Origin of the sequence: Sphingomonas insulae, from assembly GCF_010450875.1 — a bacterium.
Taxonomy (GTDB): Bacteria; Pseudomonadota; Alphaproteobacteria; order Sphingomonadales; family Sphingomonadaceae; genus Sphingomonas; species Sphingomonas insulae.
Map to the genome: position 1 here is coordinate 3000970 of NZ_CP048422.1, position 16311 is coordinate 3017280.

General features: G+C 67.6%; 15 protein-coding genes. 9 read left to right on the plus strand and 6 right to left on the minus strand.

Annotation, left to right across the window (positions count from 1 at the left end; all coding sequences use genetic code 11):
- Positions 1–94: 94 nt before the first annotated feature.
- Positions 95–3709: an autotransporter domain-containing protein gene (locus GTH33_RS15885; RefSeq protein WP_163959225.1), complete on the minus strand. Its 3615-nt coding sequence runs from the start codon at positions 3707–3709 to the stop codon at positions 95–97.
- Between the two features lie 395 nt (positions 3710–4104).
- On the opposite strand from GTH33_RS15885, the gene GTH33_RS15890 reads away from it, so the two are divergent.
- Both GTH33_RS15890 and GTH33_RS15895 read left to right on the plus strand, forming a co-directional pair.
- On the plus strand, positions 4105–5484 hold the full coding sequence (locus tag GTH33_RS15890) for a DEAD/DEAH box helicase (protein WP_163959226.1): 1380 nt from the start codon (positions 4105–4107) through the stop codon (positions 5482–5484).
- Between the two features lie 116 nt (positions 5485–5600).
- Positions 5601–5867 (plus strand): hypothetical protein, encoded by a 267-nt coding sequence (locus GTH33_RS15895; RefSeq protein ID WP_163959227.1) that lies wholly within the window; start codon positions 5601–5603, stop codon positions 5865–5867.
- 339 nt (positions 5868–6206) lie between these two features.
- Here the strand turns inward: GTH33_RS15895 and GTH33_RS15900 are convergent, their stop codons facing one another.
- Positions 6207–6884 (minus strand): nitroreductase, encoded by a 678-nt coding sequence (locus GTH33_RS15900; protein ID WP_163959228.1) that lies wholly within the window; start codon positions 6882–6884, stop codon positions 6207–6209.
- Between the two features lie 74 nt (positions 6885–6958).
- On the opposite strand from GTH33_RS15900, the gene GTH33_RS15905 reads away from it, so the two are divergent.
- Both GTH33_RS15905 and GTH33_RS15910 read left to right on the plus strand, forming a co-directional pair.
- The gene (locus tag GTH33_RS15905; protein WP_163959229.1) at positions 6959–8128 is read left to right on the plus strand and encodes an acetyl-CoA C-acetyltransferase; all 1170 of its coding nucleotides are present in this window, start codon (positions 6959–6961) and stop codon (positions 8126–8128) included.
- Between the two features lie 11 nt (positions 8129–8139).
- Complete coding sequence (locus tag GTH33_RS15910; protein WP_163959230.1) at positions 8140–8922, plus strand: SDR family oxidoreductase; 783 nt, start codon at positions 8140–8142, stop codon at positions 8920–8922.
- Between the two features lie 168 nt (positions 8923–9090).
- Here GTH33_RS15910 and GTH33_RS15915 read toward each other — a convergent pair whose 3' ends face one another.
- Positions 9091–9870 carry a crotonase/enoyl-CoA hydratase family protein gene (locus tag GTH33_RS15915; RefSeq protein ID WP_163959231.1) on the minus strand — a complete coding sequence of 260 codons (780 nt, stop codon included), beginning with the start codon at positions 9868–9870 and terminating at the stop codon, positions 9091–9093.
- A 118-nt stretch (positions 9871–9988) separates the two neighbouring features.
- Here GTH33_RS15915 and GTH33_RS15920 point away from each other — a divergent pair, with 118 nt between their 5' ends.
- Together GTH33_RS15920 and GTH33_RS15925 are read left to right on the plus strand one after the other, a co-directional pair.
- The gene (locus GTH33_RS15920; protein WP_163959232.1) at positions 9989–10441 is read left to right on the plus strand and encodes a PaaI family thioesterase; all 453 of its coding nucleotides are present in this window, start codon (positions 9989–9991) and stop codon (positions 10439–10441) included.
- Positions 10438–10836 (plus strand): PaaI family thioesterase, encoded by a 399-nt coding sequence (locus GTH33_RS15925; protein WP_163959233.1) that lies wholly within the window; start codon positions 10438–10440, stop codon positions 10834–10836. The genes GTH33_RS15920 and GTH33_RS15925 overlap by 4 nt, the downstream gene beginning before the upstream one ends.
- A gap of 242 nt (positions 10837–11078) precedes the next feature.
- Here GTH33_RS15925 and GTH33_RS15930 read toward each other — a convergent pair whose 3' ends face one another.
- Positions 11079–11897 carry a shikimate 5-dehydrogenase gene (locus GTH33_RS15930; RefSeq protein WP_163959234.1) on the minus strand — a complete coding sequence of 273 codons (819 nt, stop codon included), beginning with the start codon at positions 11895–11897 and terminating at the stop codon, positions 11079–11081.
- Between the two features lie 115 nt (positions 11898–12012).
- On the minus strand, positions 12013–13164 hold the full coding sequence (locus GTH33_RS15935; protein ID WP_163959235.1) for a PQQ-dependent sugar dehydrogenase: 1152 nt from the start codon (positions 13162–13164) through the stop codon (positions 12013–12015).
- 191 nt (positions 13165–13355) lie between these two features.
- Here GTH33_RS15935 and rimP point away from each other — a divergent pair, with 191 nt between their 5' ends.
- Genes rimP through GTH33_RS15950 form a run of 3 tightly spaced genes read left to right on the plus strand, consistent with a single transcriptional unit; the run spans position 13356 to position 15842 of the window.
- A complete protein-coding gene (rimP, locus tag GTH33_RS15940; RefSeq protein WP_163959236.1) occupies positions 13356–13967 on the plus strand; it encodes a ribosome maturation protein RimP in 612 nt (203 codons plus the stop codon).
- A gap of 1 nt (position 13968) precedes the next feature.
- Positions 13969–15594, plus strand: coding sequence for a transcription termination factor NusA (nusA, locus tag GTH33_RS15945; RefSeq protein WP_163959237.1), 1626 nt, complete (start codon positions 13969–13971; stop codon positions 15592–15594).
- Positions 15594–15842 (plus strand): tautomerase family protein, encoded by a 249-nt coding sequence (locus tag GTH33_RS15950; RefSeq protein WP_163959238.1) that lies wholly within the window; start codon positions 15594–15596, stop codon positions 15840–15842. The genes nusA and GTH33_RS15950 overlap by 1 nt, the downstream gene beginning before the upstream one ends.
- Positions 15843–15984: 142 nt before the next feature.
- On the opposite strand, the gene GTH33_RS15955 is transcribed toward GTH33_RS15950, so the two are convergent.
- Positions 15985–16266 carry a GIY-YIG nuclease family protein gene (locus tag GTH33_RS15955; protein ID WP_163959239.1) on the minus strand — a complete coding sequence of 94 codons (282 nt, stop codon included), beginning with the start codon at positions 16264–16266 and terminating at the stop codon, positions 15985–15987.
- Positions 16267–16311 lie beyond the last annotated feature (45 nt).

The window sequence follows — 16311 nt, forward strand, 5'->3', positions numbered from 1 at the left end:
CAGGACCGGTCGTGGCGAGCGCCATGCCCCGGACGTACGAAAGGCCGCCCTTCCGATTGGAGGGGCGGCCTTTGCGCAGCGGTCGATCAGCCGATCAGAACTTGAACTTGATCGCCCCGCGATAGGCCTGGTTGCGCACGTCCTTGCGCTCGACCGTCGTGTCGGCGCTGACCGACAGTTCGAGCATCCCGGTGGAGTAGGACAGGCCGGCGGCGATTTCGCCCCAGTTCTGGTCCTGGCTGCTCAACCGGAAACCCGCCGGTGCCGTGCCGCCGAAGAAGTTGGCGGTGAAGACGCCCGGCTGGTCCTTGAAGTCGTGCACGAAATAGGCCGAGGCGAACGGCTTGAGCGTCTGGCCGCCGGCGATCTGCAGGCCGGCACGCCCCTGCACGCTGTTCAGGTCGTATTTGTCGAAGCGCAGCGCGCCGTTGCCGCCGGTTTCCAGCGTCGGCGTGAAGCCGATGTGGTTGACCCGGCCGGCGACGCGCGGCCCAACCTGGAAACCACCGACATCGAACATCTGCGCCACGCCGACTTCCGCCGACACGGCCAGCGCATTGTCGCGGCTGCGCAAGGTCGAGCTGGTGTTGGCGATCGCCACCGTGCGGCGGGTGTTCGCCTGGAAGACGCCGCCACCGACCTGCGCATCGAGCACCTGTCCGGTCGGGCTCTGCGCCTTGGCGAACAGCGTTCCCTGGAACAGCTCGCCGCGGACGCTCTGCGACACGCCGCCGGTGGTGCCGTCGAGCTTGGTGTACCCGAAGCCGAAGCCGATCACGCCATTGTCGCCGACCTTCGCCTCGATCCCGCTGACGACGTAGAAGCCGTCGAAATTGTCGCGGCCGCCGAACGGACGCGCATCGCGCAGGCTGCGGCTGTCGCCATCGACATAGCCGCCGGCGATGAACACCGCGACATTCTCCGGCAGCACGCCCTCGCGTACCGTCGTCGAGGTCGTGTCGCTCGCCGTCTGCTGCCCCATCGGCAGGTCGCTCGCCATCAGCGAGGCGAACTGCAACGGCTGGCCCGTCATCGTCAGCGTCCCCGATAGCGGCGCGCTGGCATCGATGCCGGCGAGGTGCTGGCGGTAGAAGCGCGACATGTTCTCGGTCGCGACGGTTCCCATGCCGTATTTCAGCGGCGTGGTGCGCGGCGCCAGCCCTTCCAGCGTCGACTGGATCGTCGCCGCGTTCTGGAGATCGAGGATGCCGTACAGGCCCGACAGGTTGTTGTAGTTGCTGGCGCGGTTGCGATCGAGCAACCCGGCGAACGCGGTCTGGATCGGCGTGTTCGCGACTACGCTGGCATAGGTGCCCGCGGCGATGCGCGCCTGCACCGCATTGGCCGAATAGACGAACTGCGGGGTCAGGATCGCCGACAGCGGGGCCGCCGACTGGAACGTGCCGGTGACGCCGCCCGCGGCGGTCAGGATCGTATAGACGTCGTTATAGCGGATCGTGTGGCCGGCCACCGGCGCGAAGCCGACGCGGCCACCGATGTTGGCGATCCCGTCCGTCGTGGTGTTGCGCACCACGGCGATGCTGTCCGACGTGCCGTTCGGGCCGACGTCCACCAGGACCGTGCTCGCCGAGGCGAGGATGAGGTTGCCGCCCACCGTCAGCGTGCCGATCGTGCCGGTCGTCCCCGGTGCGATCATGCCCGACACGTTGGTCAGGAACGGCGCGTTGATGCGGCCCGAACCGGTGATCATGCCGCCGAGGTTCATATAGTCGCCGCGGCTGTTGATGACGCCGTTGTTGTCGACGACGCCGGTCACCTGCGTGACGCCCATCAGGCTGGTCAGCGATCCGCCGCTGGTCACCGCCAGCTTCGCCGTGCTGCCCGCGACGGTGAAGCGGTCGATCGTCACCGCGCTGTTCAGCGTGGTGGTGCCAGCCGCCGTCAGCGAGACGTCGTAATAGCGCCCGTTGGTCTTGGTGACGCGGTTGGGATCGACGTTGTTGGGGACGAAGTTGGTCGCGCCCGGCAGGCCGTTCGTCGGGGTTGCGGCCGGGGTCGGCGTCACCGCCGCGATCGCATCGCCTGCCTGCGCCGCATTCTCGCCGCCGACCAGCAGCGATGCGTCCGTGCGCGTCGGCTGGCTGGCGTTCTGCACGCCGATGCCGCTGCCCGCGAACGCCGCATCGTCGGTGGCGTCCGCCGGCGTCGTGCCGGTGCCCGGCACCGGCCGGCCGTTGACGTATTCGATGCCCGTCTTGATGTCGACGCAGTCGCTCAGCGTCGCGGTGTCGAAGCAGACCTTGCCGAACTTGTTGGCATCGCCCGCGATGCCCGCGCCGGTCTGGGTCGGCACGCCGTTGGCCAGCTGGCCGTTGACGATCACCTGGTAATTGGGATCGAGCGCCGTCACCCAGCGCGACGCATCGGTCCACAGGCCGTCACCGGCCTTGGTCTGCGCATAGCGATAGGGGTTGTTGGCGACGACATAGTCCCAGAACAGATAGAGCGGCTGATAGAAGCTCTCGGTCCCGTACGAACCGAACGGTTGCGCCGCGTAGAAGCGGCTGCCGCCCGACAGCACGCCGATCACCACCTGCTTGGCGAACGCGCGGTCGAGGATCAGCGGACCACCCGAATCGCCGCCGGCGGTCGTGCCCTCGTTGGGCAGCGCGTCGTCCTTGAACAGGTTGAAATCGTAGGGGCTCTTCGTCGCGGTGCCGCGACGCGGATCGTCCATGTCGAGCTGGTACAGGTTCTGCGGCAGCGTGCCGTTCGTGCCGAAGATGAAGGCATCGCGGTCGTTGAACGAACCGAGGATGCCGATCGTGTTTTCGGCGATGCGGCGGCGGTAATCCACCGCCAGCGTGTCGCCGGTGGTCGTCGTCGCGGTGCCGCTGCGGCCGTAGCCGGTGATCGTGACGTGATAGCCGGTGCCGGTCGTGTCGCTGATCGACGCAGGCGCGGGCAAGGCCGAGAACAGCAGCGCCCAGGTCGGCACGTTGGCCGCCGGCGTGTCGAGCGTCGCGATCGCGATGTCGGCCTGGATGAAGTTCTGCGACAGACCGAGCTTCAGCGAGTCCGCGTTATAGACGACCTGGTTGACGTTATACAGGAAGTTGGCGGTGCTGGTCTTGAACTGGTTGGCGTTTACCGCGCCGGTCGAGGTGGTCGGCAGGAACCAGTCGCGCACCGCGGGAAGGTTGTTCGCCTGGAAACCGAAGGCGATCGGGATGCCGCCGCCCGCCGAACCATATTGCCATGGGTCCTGCGCGCCGTCGCCCGCCGCATTCTCGTTCACGCAATGCGCGGCGAAGATCACCGTGCGCGGGTTGATGAGCGTGCCGGTGCAGATGCCGAGGCCGTTGCCATAGGCGATCGTCATGTTGCCGACGCCGTTGACGCTGGTGCCGAGGTCGAGCGAGGTCGTCGACGTGCCCGGCTGGCGGATCACGATGTTCGGCTCGTTCTCCAGCGACGACAGCGGCAGCGCGCGGTTCTGCGCGATCTTCGCATCGATATCGGCCAGCGATCCCAGCGTCACGCCCTGCGCGATGTTGTCGGCGAACACGGGACGCTCGGACTGAGAGATCGTGTCGAGGCCGGAGATCGAGAGGCGCGGGCCGCTCTGCGCGATATTCTCAACGTCGGCCGGCCTGCTTTGCGCCTGCGCGAGCGTCGGCAATGCGATAAGTGCGGTGGATGCGAGAAGCGCGCGGCGCGCGGCGCCACGGATTACGGTATCGGCCATCTGTGTCTTCAACCCCTGTTAATCCGCCGCTTCTCCCAAGCGGCTTATCGGACGGTCGGGAGCGTATCGGGGCGATGATCCGAGTCAAGTGAAGAAGGTCGGGGCAACCCGAACACCCCGGAAACCGCCACGTGTGTTGAGGGAATGCAACACATCGGAACGGCAGCGCAACGAGCGACGCCCTTGACTTTTGCCGCAGCGCAGCGCACATGCCGGGCAATCGAGGCGTCATGCAGCGTGAACGGGTTGGCTTTCGGCCGCCCGCGGCTCCGCCTCGGTCGTTAGCGCAAGGCTTCCCTTTTCACGCGGGGTGTCGGTTTCCCCCGCCGCACCGGCGTGCCGTTCCTGTTTGGTCCGGCGCGCGGGCAAGGCCGTTTTTCAAGGTTTACACTGTCATGTCATTCGCCAACCTCGGCCTCGCCGAGCCCCTCGTCCGTGCGCTCGAAGCCAAGGGCTACACCAATCCCACCCCGATCCAGGCGCAGTCGATCCCGATCCTGCTCGAAGGCGGCGACCTGCTGGGCATCGCGCAGACCGGCACCGGCAAGACCGCCGCATTCGTGCTGCCGTCGATCCAGCGCCTGACCGCCGCGCAGAAGCGCGTCCTGCCGACGCATTGCCGCATGCTCGTCCTTGCCCCGACGCGCGAACTCGCCAGCCAGATCGCCGACAATGCGCGCGGCTATGGCCAGTTCAGCAAGCTGTCGGTCGCGACCGTGTTCGGCGGCACCAGCATCAACAAGAACCGCCAGGACCTCAGCCGCGGCGTCGACATCCTCGTCGCCACGCCGGGCCGCCTGATCGACCTCGTCGAACAGGGCATGTGCAACCTGTCGATGATCGAGATCCTGGTGCTCGACGAAGCCGACCAGATGATGGACCTGGGCTTCATCCACGCGCTCAAGAAGATCGTGCGGATGATCCCGCGCAAGCGCCAGACCCTGTTCTTCTCGGCGACCATGCCGACCGCGATCCGCGAACTGGCCAATCAGTTCCTGCATGAGCCCAAGACGGTGTCGGTCGTTCCCGCATCCACCACCGCAGAACGCGTCGACCAGTACGTCACCTTCGTCAACCAGTCCGAAAAGCAGGCGCTGCTGACGATCGTGCTACAGGATCCGACGATCAATCGCGCACTCGTGTTCACCCGCACCAAGCACGGCGCCGACCGCGTCGTGAAGCTGCTGGCGGGCAACGGCATCGCGGCGAACGCGATCCACGGCAACAAGAGCCAGGGCCAGCGCGAGCGCGCGCTGGGCGAATTCAAGGACGGCAAGACCAAGGTGCTGGTCGCGACCGACATCGCGGCGCGTGGCATCGACGTGTCGGGCGTCAGCCACGTCATCAACTTCGAACTGCCCAATGTCGCCGAGCAATACGTCCACCGTATCGGACGGACGGCACGCGCGGGCGCAAGCGGCATCGCCGTCGCCTTCTGCGCGGACGACGAGCGTCCGTACCTGAAGGATATCGAGAAGCTGACCCGCCAGAAGGTCGCGGTGCAGCCGTTGCCCGACAATTTCCAGGGCCTGTCGAACGAGATCAAGGCGACCCGCGTCAAGGCGATCGGTGCCGATCCCGCACCGCGTGCCGATCTGCCGCGCGGCCAGCGCCAGCCGGCACGCCCCCGTGCCACGCACGCGCCGACCGCCACGCGCAACTACGCCAATGCCAGCCGTGGCGGCCAGCGCGGCGGTGGCGGCGGCGGCGGCGGCGGTCGCGGCCGCTCGGGCGGCGGCGGTGGTCGCGGCCAGGGTGCCGGCGCCTCGCGCTAAACCCGTCGGCGACGATCGACAGCAACGGCCCGGCGAGCATTCCTCGCCGGGCCGTTTGCATTGTGGCTGGCAACTCCCCCGGTGCTGACGCATTGTTTGCCCGAAGGAGAGACAACATGGACGTGTCCACCACTCCCGTCGCCGAACGGATCGCCCGGGTGCTCGCCGGTCAGCGGATCAGCGCGAACGCGGGCGGCGACACCGAAAGCGCCGGCGATCAGGTGGACAGCGCCTGGCGCGACTATCTGCCCGACGCGCTTGCGGTCCTGCGCACGCTTCGCGAACCCGATCGCAGGATGGCGGCCGCCGGCGACCCCGCGATCTGGGAACGCATGGTGCTGGCCGCGATCGAGGAATCCAAGCCGGAACGCGTGGTGCTGTAACGGCTGGAGGGGTTCGCGAGGCCGCGGCACATCCCGTCACGCCGGACGTGGTCCGGGGTCGACCGAACCGCAGGCGAGTGTCAGCGCCTCGCACCGTCTGCCTCGCCGCCGAGTGCTCCCGGAACAGGTCGTATCGACATTCAACTGCGAAGGCGGCATTTGGACCAGCTTGCTTCCCCGGCGGAGGCCGGGGGCCCAGTTGGGAAAGCAGCTGTAACGCTGGAATGCGCCCTACCACCAGCCCGCCCCAACTGGGCCCCGGCCTCCGCCGGGGAGGGATAAGGCTGAATGTCGAAACACCCTGGTCCGGGGTGACGGAAGGATCGCAGAGTGTGCGGCCTACCCCTCGCCGTCCGCGACCACGCTCAACCACTCCTCCACCGGCGCACGCTCGCTTCGCAGGGCATTCGCCGGCGCTTGCGTATCCTCCACCCCGATCGCCACGCCGCAGAACAGCATCCGCCCTTCCGGCAGTTCGAGGAGCCGGCCGATCGTATCCGGATACAGCGCCCAGCATTCCTGCGGACACGTCGCCAGCCCGGCATCCACCGCCAGCAGCATCAACGTTTGCAGGTACATGCCGAGGTCCGACCATTGCGGCGGCCCCATCCCCCGGTCGACCGAACAGAAATAGGCCGCCGGCGCGCCGAAGAAGCGGAAATTCTCCGCGAACCACCGCCGCCGCGCCTGTCGATCCGCACGCGGGATGCCGAGCCGTGCGTAGAGCGCCTCCCCGACGTCGGACCGCCGGGCACTATACGGCTCCCCCAGCCCGTCCGGATAGACGGCATATTCGGCGATTTCGACGTCGCCACGCAGCAGCTTGCCCGCCATTGCCGCCTTCAGCCGCACCATCGCCCCGCCCGCGACGATATGCACGTGCCACGGCTGGAGGTTGCCACCCGACGGCGCCCGTGCCGCCGCCCTTGCAAGCTCGCGGAGCATGTCCACCGCCACCGGCGTATCAACGAACCCGCGCACCGATCGCCGCGCCGCCACCGCTTCTGCTACCTGCATGCCCATCCCCTTGCGCTTCGCCCCGGATTAAGCGACACCGTCGCGACAATAACAAGAGTTATGGAGAGCGCAGGATGGCGGAAGCCTATATCGTCGAGGCGGTGCGCACCGCCGGCGGGCGGCGCGGCGGGCGGCTTGCCGGCTGGCACCCGGCAGACATGGCGGGCGAGGTGCTCGACGCGATCGTGACGCGCAGCGGCATCGATCCCGCCGCGGTCGAGGATGTCATCATGGGCTGCGTCAGCCAAGGCGGCGAACAGGGCTTTCAGGTCGGGCGCGGCGCCGTCCTCGCATCGACGCTGCCGACCAGCGTTCCCGCGGTCACCATTGACCGCCAGTGCGGTTCTTCGCAACAGGCGATCCAGTTCGCCGCGCAGGCGGTGATGAGCGGCACGCAGGACGTCGTCATCGCCGCCGGCGTCGAGAGCATGAGCCGCGTGCCGATGGGATCGACCGGCGCGCTGTTCGCCAAGGCCGGCCTCGGCAAGGCGAAGAGCCCGCGGCAGGAGGCGCGCTTTCCCGACGTGCAGTTCAGCCAGTTCATGGGTGCCGAGATGATCGCGCGCAAATACGGCTTCGATCGCGCGGCGCTGGACGCCTATGCGCTGGAAAGCCACCGCCGCGCCGCCGCCGCGACGGAGCGCGGCGACTTCGCCGACGAGATCGTGCCGCTGGAGGTCGAGACGCCCGACGGCACGATCCGTCACGACCGCGACGAGGGCATCCGCTACGACGCCAGCGCCGAGACGATCGGCGCGGTGAAGCTGTTGCAGGAGGGCGGCACGATCACCGCCGCCAACGCCAGCCAGATCTGCGACGGGTCGAGCGCGGTGCTGGTGGTGAGCGAGGCGGCGCTGAAGGCGCATGGCCTCACGCCGCTGGCGCGAGTCCACAATCTGACGGTCACCGGTGGCGATCCCGTCATCATGCTCGAAGAACCGCTGTTCGCCACCGACAAGGCGCTGCGCCGTGCGGGAATGCGGATCGAGGACATCGACCTGTACGAGGTGAACGAGGCGTTCGCGCCGGTGCCGCTCGCCTGGCTGCGCCATGTCGGCGGCGATCCCGCGCGGCTCAACGTCAACGGCGGTGCGATCGCGCTCGGCCATCCGCTGGGCGCAAGCGGGACGAAGCTGATGGCGACATTGATCCATGCGCTGCACGCGCGCGGCGGCCGCTACGGCCTCCAGACGATGTGCGAGGGCGGTGGCATCGCCAACGTCACGATCGTCGAACGGCTATAGGGGACACGACCATGCACATCACCGACACCACCGCCGCCGTCGTCACCGGCGGCGCATCGGGCCTCGGCGCCGCCACCGCACGTGCGCTCGCCGCGAAGGGTGCGAAGGTCGCGATCTTCGACCTGCAACGCGAGAAGGGCGAGGCGCTGGCGACCGAGATCGGCGGCGTGTTCTGCGAGGTGAACGTCACCAGCGACGACAGCGTCGATGCCGGCTTTGCGAAGGCCCGCGCCGCGCACGGCCAGGAATCGATGCTGGTGTGCTGCGCCGGCACCGGCAATGCGGTGAAGACCGCCAGCCGGTCGAAGGAAGACGGCAGCATCAAGCATTTCCCGCTCGCCGCGTTCGACTGGCTCCTCCAGATCAACCTCGTCGGCACCTTCCGCTGCGTCGCCAAATCCGCCGCCGGCATGCTGACGCTGACGCCGGGCGAACACGGCGAGCGCGGCGCGATCGTGATGACCGCCAGCGTCGCCGCGGAGGACGGCCAGATCGGCCAGGCCGCCTATGCCGCATCGAAGGGCGGCGTGGTCGGCATGACCCTGCCGATCGCACGCGACCTGATGGGCGAGGGTATCCGGGTGAACACGATCCTGCCCGGCATCTTCGACACGCCGCTGCTGCAGGGCGCGCCGCAACCGGTGAAGGACGCGCTCGCCGCCAGCGTACCGTTTCCCAAGCGGCTCGGCGACCCGGCCGAATATGCCCAGCTGGCGCTGACGCTGATCGAAAACGGCTATTTCAACGGCGAGGACATCCGCCTCGACGGCGGCATTCGCATGGCGCCGCGGTAGGATCTGCAGGACAGCCCTTTCCGACATCCCTTCGTCATTCCCGCGCAGGCGGGAATCCATAAACGCCGACATTGGCGATCCCTCGTCGACGGTAGCGCCTATGGATTCCCGCCTTCGCGGGAATGACGAAGGTTGGTCTTCCCCATCGTCATGCGACGCCCCCGGCAATCAATCCACGAACACCGCCGGCCGCTTCGCCATGTTCGCGGCGACCGCCTCCATCATGTTGGGCTTGCCGATCACCTTCAGCTGTTCCTCGGTTTCCGCCTTCAGCATCGTGAGCGGATCGGCGTCGTGCGCCATGTTGAGCAACCGCTTCGCGCCGCGGATCGCGTGCGGCGACCGCGCCGCGATGGTCCGCGCCAGCGCCAGCGCCTCGGCCAGCGGATCGTCCGCCAGCCGCGTCACGAACCCCTGCGCCAGCGCCTCCGCCGCGTCGAATTCGCGCGCGGTATAGACCAGCTCGCGCAGCACATCGTCGCGCACCAGCCCGCGCCAGATCGGAAAGCCCGCCATGTCCGGCACCAGCCCCCAGTGCGTCTCGCGGATCGCAAAGCGGGTGGCCGGCGCGGCGATGCGGATGTCGGCGCCCGACATGATCTGGAACCCGCCGCCGAACGCGACGCCATGCACCGCGGCGATCACCGGCATCGGCAATTGCCGCCAGCCCCAGGTGACGTGCTGCGGCAATATGCTGCCCTGGGCGTTGCGTTCGTGCGAGGTGCCCGATCCGCCGCGCGCCATGCTCTCCATGTCGAGCCCGGCGCAAAAGCCGCGCCCCTCGCCGGACAGCACGACGCAGCGAATGTCGGTGCGGTCGGCCAGCGCATCGATCGTCGCACCGATCCCCTCGAACATCGCCGGGTCGATCGCGTTCATCTTGTCAGGCCGGGCGAGGCGGACGTCGGCGATCCCCTCCTGGACGCTGAGCGTGACGCGGTCGTTCATGTCTCTCTCCTTTTGCCCGCTACGCTAGGGGGCCGTTCGGCAATGCGCCATCGCGGATTTCGCGCGCGCGCCGGACGCCTGCGTTGCGCTGCCATCGTCACCGTGTAGAGGAACGCGCATGAGCGGCTTCAACATCGATGCATTCATGAACCACCGGTTCGGCGGCCACGGCGGCGCGCTGGGCATCGTCTATCACGCGCGGAGCGATGCGCCCGGCGATACGTGGGTCGAACTCGCTTTGCCCTATGCCGGGGCGCTGATCGGCGACACCGATACGGGGGTGCTGGCATCCGGCCCGATCATCGCGCTGATGGACATGGCGACCAGCGTCGCGGTGTGGGTGAAGCGGGGCAGGTTCGCGCCCCAGGCGACGCTGGACCTGCGCGTCGATTACCTGCGCCCCGCGGTGCCGGGCCGCACCGTGATCGGCCGCGGCGAATGCCTGAAAGTCACCCGCTCGATCGCCTTCGTCCGCGGCATCGCCTATGACGAGACGCCCGACGATCCGCTGGCGCATGTCGCCGGCACCTTCATGCTGATGGATGCGCAGGCGATGGGGGCGGCGGCATGAGCCTGCCCCCCTATGCCGACCTGCTCGGCATCACGCTCGCGCCGCGCGACGGCGAGGCACCGGTGCTGGAGATGCCGTTCCGCGACGACGTGCTCGGCCGTCCCGGCTTCCTGCACGGCGGCGCGATCGCGGGGTTGCTGGAAGTCGCGGCGATCGTCTCGCTGCAACACGCGCTGGCGGAAGAAGGCGGCGCCAAAGGCCCGCCTGCACGTATCAAGCCGGTCAACGTCACCGTCGACTTCATGCGCGGCGGTCGCGACAAGCCGACCCATGCGGAAGGGATCGTCACCCGCCTCGGCACCCGCGTCGCCAATGTCGAGGCGATCGCCTGGCAGGACGATCGCACCAGACCGATCGCCCATGCCCGCATGAACTATTTGATCGCGCGGGACTGAAGCGCCTTCCCTTCGGTCAAAGGTAGGGGCGGCGGATGCACGAACGGTGCATCGGGCAGACGCCCAGGCAATCCAACGACGTCGAACTGGATTGGTTTAGCGAACAAGGCGGCGCCATCCTCTTCGTCACCGCCGAGTCGTTCTGGAATCCACTCCGCGGCGGGACGATCCGCTCAAGCATCTCGCCTTGCCCTTGCCGACTGGTGGACCCCGGAACGGATCCGGGGTGACGAAAGCGGGAGTCAGCCTCGCGCCACCGCCGCGGCATCGGTGATCTGTGCGTCGGTCGGCGTCACGCCGGTATAGAGCACGAACTGCTCCACCGCCTGCAACACGCCGATCGCCGCGCCGGTGATCGTGCGCTTGCCTGCGTCCTGTGCCGCACGCAGCAACGGCGTTTCCGGCGGCAGCGCGACCGCGTCGAGCACCATGTCGGCCGCCGCGATCGTATCGCGATCGAACGCCAGCACGCCGGCATCCGCGCCCTCCATGCCCAGCGGCGTCACGTTGGCGAGCAGCCCCGCGGTCCGCGTCCCCACCTCCGGCGCCCAGTCCCAGCCGACCGACCCGGCCAGCGCCCGCCCGGTCGCCTCGTTCCGTGCGATCACCGTGCCCTGCGTCAATCCGGCATCGCGCAACGCGGTCGCCACCGCCTTGCCCATGCCGCCGGACCCGCGCAGCAGTACCCGCGTGCCCGCAGGCAGCCTCGCCCGCTCGACCAGCGTCCGCACCGCCGAATAATCGGTATTGTATCCGGTCAGCCGCCCGCCGTCGTTGACGATCGTGTTGACGCTGTCGATCGCGGCGGCCGATCCCTTCAGCCCGTCGAGCAACGGGATCACCGCCTCCTTGAACGGCATCGACACCGCGCATCCACGAATGCCGAGCGCACGGATACCGCCGATCGCCGCGGGCAGGTCCTGCGTCGTGAACGCCTTGTAGACATAGTCGAGGCCGGTCAGCTCATAGAGCCGGTTGTGGAACCGCGTCCCGAAATTGCTCGGCCGCGCCGACAGCGACATGCAGAGCAACGTGTCCCGGCCGATGAGGGGTTTGGTCATGAAGGTCCTTCATTCACTGTGGAGGGCGTCGCACGCCCTCGCATCCGTCGACCCGGCGGTCGTCGGGATGACGGGGGGAAGACAGGTCGTCCGCCTCGCCTTCCCCCTCACATCGTTACTTCGCCGTCAGCCGGATCATCCGCCCCTGCGACTTGCCACCGTCCTCGATCACCCAGATCGCCCCGTCCGGCCCCTGCTTCACGTCGCGGATGCGCGCACCCATCGGCCATTGGTCGGCCTTCCTCGCCGTCTGTCCGTCCAGGTCGACCCGCACGAGCGATTGTGAAGAGAGCCCGCCGATGAAGGCATCGCCCTTCCACGCCGGGAACATCGACCCCGAATAGATCATCAGCCCACCCGGAGAGATCACCGGGTTCCACCACACCTTCGGCGGTTCGTAGCCGTCGCCCGGCGCGTGATCGGGGATATCGCTGCCGTCGTAGTTGCTGCCGTTCGACGCGTTAGGCCAGCCATAATTGCGACCCGGCATGATTAGGTTCAATTCGTCGCCGCCCTTCGGCCCCATTTCCTGTTCCCACAACCGGCCCTGCGCATCGAACGCGATGCCGAGCAGGTTGCGATGGCCATAGCTCCAGACCTCCGGAGCGAATCCCTTGGCGACCAGCGGGTTGCCGGGCGCCGGCTTGCCGTCGAGGGTCAGCCGCAACACCTTGCCCAGCGTCGCCTGCGGATCCTGCGCCGGCGTGAACTTCTGCCGCTCGCCATTGGTGAAGAACAGCGAGCTGCCGTCCGGCGAAAATGCGATCCGCCCGGAATAATGCCCGTTGCCCTCGACGAACGGACGCGCGCGGAACAGCGCCTCGATCTCGCCGAGCCGTTCGCCGCCCTGCCCGCCGCCGTCGGGACGCAGCCGGCCGCGCGCCAGGATCACGCCCTTGCCGCCCGCATCGGCCGCGGAATAGCTAAAGTAGATGCGCTTGCTGGTCGCGAAATCGGGCGCCGGCACCACGTCCATCAACCCGCCCTGCCCCGCCGAATCGACCGTGATGGTCGCGATCGTCTGCCGACGCTTGCCGTCCGCGGACAGCAGGATCATCTGCCCCGCCTTTTCGGTGACGACGATGCGGTCGTCGGGCAGGAATGCGAAGGACCACGGCGACACGAAATCGGCGATCACCGTCTCGCGAAACGGCTTGGCCGACGGCGGCGTCTCTCCGGCCTGACCATCCGCCGATACCGGGGCGGCGGCGTTGCCCGAACAGGCGATAAGGGCGATCGGCAGGGTGGCGAGCAGGCTTAGGCGCATGGATATCTCCCGGTTTGTCGACGCGAACGCCTGACTAGCCGCGATGGATGCTTGTTTCCAACCCGCCGTGGGCGTATATGGCTGATGCCTTCTCTTACATCGTCAGGTGAAAGAGGCTGCGGGGGACCCCTCCCGCGGCGGCGAACACGCATATCCCCACGGCGGGGTCACGCCGCATATCTGGAGCTTGCATGGCGGACATCGCCCTACTCACGCAGTTGATCGAACCCGAAGCCACCGCGCTGGGCTTCGACCTCGTGCGCGTGAAGATGACCGGCGGCAAATCCGATCCCACGTTGCAGATCATGGCGGAACGCCCCGATACCGGTCAGCTGACGATCGACGATTGCGCCGAACTGTCGCGCCGCGTCTCCGAATCGTTCGATGCGCTGGAAGCGGACGGCCGCGATCCGATGCCCGATGCCTATCGCCTCGAAGTGTCGTCGCCCGGCATCGACCGTCCGCTGACCCGACCGAAGGATTATGCGACCTGGGCGGGGCACGAGGCGCGGATCACGCTGGTCGAGAAGATCGACAACCGCAAGATCCTGACCGGCGATCTCGTCGGGATCGACGGGGATCAGGTTTCGATCGACGTGCGCGGCCACACCCGCATGACCGTCGGCCTCGCGGCGATCCACGATGCCAAGCTGACGATCACCGACCGGCTGCTCGCCGCCACCGCGCCGCTGTCGAGCGACGGCGCGGACGAATTCGAAGAGGTATCGCCCGAGGCGGATGCCGACCACCCACACGACACCGACACGAACGACAACGACGCCCTTAGCGAAGGACAGAAGTAAGATGGCCACCGTCGCCACCGCCAACCGCGCGGAACTGATCGCGATCGCCAATTCGGTCGCATCGGAAAAGATGATCGACAAGAGCATCGTGATCGAGGCTCTGGAAGAGGCGATCCAGCGCGCCGCCAAGACGCGCTACGGCATCGAGAACGATATCCGCGCCAAGCTCGACCCCACCAGCGGCGACCTGCGCCTGTGGCGTGTCGTCGAGGTGGTCGAGGCGGTCGACGATTATTTCAAGCAGGTCGACGTCACCCAGGCACAGAAGCTGCAGAAGGGCGCCGTGGTCGGCGACTATATCGTCGATCCCCTGCCCCCGATCGAATTCGGTCGCATCCAGGCGCAGGCATCCAAGCAGATCATCTTCCAGAAGGTCCGCGACGCCGAGCGCGAGCGCCAGTATGAAGAGTTCAAGGATCGCCAGGGCGAGATCATCACCGGCGTCGTCAAGCGTGTCGAGTTCGGCCATGTCGTCGTCGACCTGGGCCGGGCCGAGGGCGTCATCCGCCGCGACGCGCAGATCCCGCGCGAGGTGGTGCGCGTCAACGACCGCATCCGGTCGCTGATCCTCAACGTCCGCCGCGAGAACCGCGGGCCGCAGATCTTCCTCAGCCGCGCGCACCCCGACTTCATGAAGAAGCTGTTCGCGCAGGAAGTGCCGGAGATCTACGACGGCATCATCACCATCCAGGCGGCGGCGCGCGATCCCGGCAGCCGCGCCAAGATCGGCGTCATCAGCCGCGATTCGAGCATCGACCCGGTCGGCGCCTGCGTCGGCATGAAGGGTAGCCGCGTGCAGGCGGTCGTGCAGGAGATGCAGGGCGAGAAGATCGACATCATCCCCTGGTCGCCCGACATCGCGACCTTCGTTGTCAACGCGTTGCAACCCGCCAGCGTCAGCCGCGTCGTGATCGACGAGGAGGAAGAGCGGATCGAGGTCGTGGTCCCCGACGACCAGCTCAGCCTTGCCATCGGTCGTCGCGGCCAGAACGTCCGCCTCGCCAGCCAGCTGACCGGCAAGGCGATCGACATCCTGACCGAGCAGGACGCGAGCGAGAAGCGCCAGAAGGAATTCACCGAGCGTACCGAGATGTTCCAGAACGAACTGGATGTCGACGAGACGTTGGCACAGCTGCTGGTCGCCGAAGGCTTCGGCGCGCTGGAAGAGGTCGCCTATGTCGAGCTGGATGAGATCGCGGGCATCGAGGGCTTCGACGAGGACCTCGGCCAGGAACTCCAGAGCCGCGCGCAGGAAGCGCTCGACCGCCGCGAGGCCGCGAACCGCGAGGAACGCCGCGCGTTGGGCGTTGAGGACGCGCTGGTCGACATGCCGTATTTGACCGAGGCGATGCTGGTCACGCTGGGCAAGGCGGGCATCAAGACGCTCGACGACCTTGCCGACCTCGCCACCGACGAACTGGTCGAGAAGAAGCGCGTCGAACCGCGCCGCCGCAACGAGGATGCACCGAAGCGCCCCGAGCCGAAGGGCGGCATCCTCAGCGAATACGGCCTGAGCGACGAACAGGGCAACGAGATCATCATGGCCGCCCGCCAGCATTGGTTCGCCGACGACGAGGCGCCTGCCGCCGATGCGTCCGCGGATGTCGCGGACGGTGAGGACGCCTGATGCCATTCGTCTCGATCCGCATCTCCGGCAGCGCGACCCGCGACCAGAAGGCGGGGATCGTCGCCGACGTGACGTCCTCGCTGGTGTCGCGCCTCGGCAAGAACCCCGCCGCGGTGCAGATCGTGATCCAGGAAGTGTCGACGGAAAATTACGGCGCCGGCGGGCAATTGCTCGCCGACCGCGATGCCCCGAAGCCCGAACCGCGGCCCGAACCGAGGGAGGACGCGCATGCGGTTCCCTCACAATGAGCCGCTAGCGCTCCATCAGGTTCGCGCCATGCGATCGACCCCGCGGGTGACCGCGGGAACGACAACGTGCGCCCACCCCAAATCCGACCGTCACCCCGGACTTGTTCCGGGGTCCACGGCGCGGCGGGGGAAAGCCGCGCGATCAGTCCAACGGCGGCAGGCCAAGCGCCACCGCGAGATCCGCCCAACCAGGATTATCGCGCTCGATCAGATTTTTCTTCCAATCGCGACGCCATGCCTTGATCCGCTTTTCGCTGGCGATGGCTACCTCCATCGTGTCGGCCATGTCGAACCACACCAGGGTCACGACGCCGTAGCGGCTGGTGAATCCCTCGAACGTGCCGTCGCGGTGTTGCACGATGCGACCGATCAGGTTGGACGTGACGCCCGTGTAGATCGTCCCGTTAACGCCGCTGGCCAGCATGTAGACGCAGGGTTGCCGCTCTCTCATACCGACCGGTGTGCCGCC

What these genes read in the sequence shown, in the direction of transcription:
- GTH33_RS15900 (WP_163959228.1), bottom strand. Translation starts at nt 6,884, where the DNA reads ATGCAGGTAGCAGAAGCGGTGGCGGCGCGGCGATCGGTGCGCGGGTTC.
- GTH33_RS15955 (WP_163959239.1), bottom strand. Translation starts at nt 16,266, where the DNA reads ATGCTGGCCAGCGGCGTTAACGGGACGATCTACACGGGCGTCACGTCC.
- GTH33_RS15910 (WP_163959230.1), top strand. Translation starts at nt 8,140, where the DNA reads ATGCACATCACCGACACCACCGCCGCCGTCGTCACCGGCGGCGCATCG.
- GTH33_RS15885 (WP_163959225.1), bottom strand. Translation starts at nt 3,709, where the DNA reads ATGGCCGATACCGTAATCCGTGGCGCCGCGCGCCGCGCGCTTCTCGCA.
- GTH33_RS15935 (WP_163959235.1), bottom strand. Translation starts at nt 13,164, where the DNA reads ATGCGCCTAAGCCTGCTCGCCACCCTGCCGATCGCCCTTATCGCCTGT.
- GTH33_RS15905 (WP_163959229.1), top strand. Translation starts at nt 6,959, where the DNA reads ATGGCGGAAGCCTATATCGTCGAGGCGGTGCGCACCGCCGGCGGGCGG.
- GTH33_RS15925 (WP_163959233.1), top strand. Translation starts at nt 10,438, where the DNA reads ATGAGCCTGCCCCCCTATGCCGACCTGCTCGGCATCACGCTCGCGCCG.
- GTH33_RS15950 (WP_163959238.1), top strand. Translation starts at nt 15,594, where the DNA reads ATGCCATTCGTCTCGATCCGCATCTCCGGCAGCGCGACCCGCGACCAG.
- GTH33_RS15895 (WP_163959227.1), top strand. Translation starts at nt 5,601, where the DNA reads ATGGACGTGTCCACCACTCCCGTCGCCGAACGGATCGCCCGGGTGCTC.
- GTH33_RS15930 (WP_163959234.1), bottom strand. Translation starts at nt 11,897, where the DNA reads ATGACCAAACCCCTCATCGGCCGGGACACGTTGCTCTGCATGTCGCTG.
- GTH33_RS15915 (WP_163959231.1), bottom strand. Translation starts at nt 9,870, where the DNA reads ATGAACGACCGCGTCACGCTCAGCGTCCAGGAGGGGATCGCCGACGTC.
- GTH33_RS15890 (WP_163959226.1), top strand. Translation starts at nt 4,105, where the DNA reads ATGTCATTCGCCAACCTCGGCCTCGCCGAGCCCCTCGTCCGTGCGCTC.
- GTH33_RS15920 (WP_163959232.1), top strand. Translation starts at nt 9,989, where the DNA reads ATGAGCGGCTTCAACATCGATGCATTCATGAACCACCGGTTCGGCGGC.
- rimP (WP_163959236.1), top strand. Translation starts at nt 13,356, where the DNA reads ATGGCGGACATCGCCCTACTCACGCAGTTGATCGAACCCGAAGCCACC.
- nusA (WP_163959237.1), top strand. Translation starts at nt 13,969, where the DNA reads ATGGCCACCGTCGCCACCGCCAACCGCGCGGAACTGATCGCGATCGCC.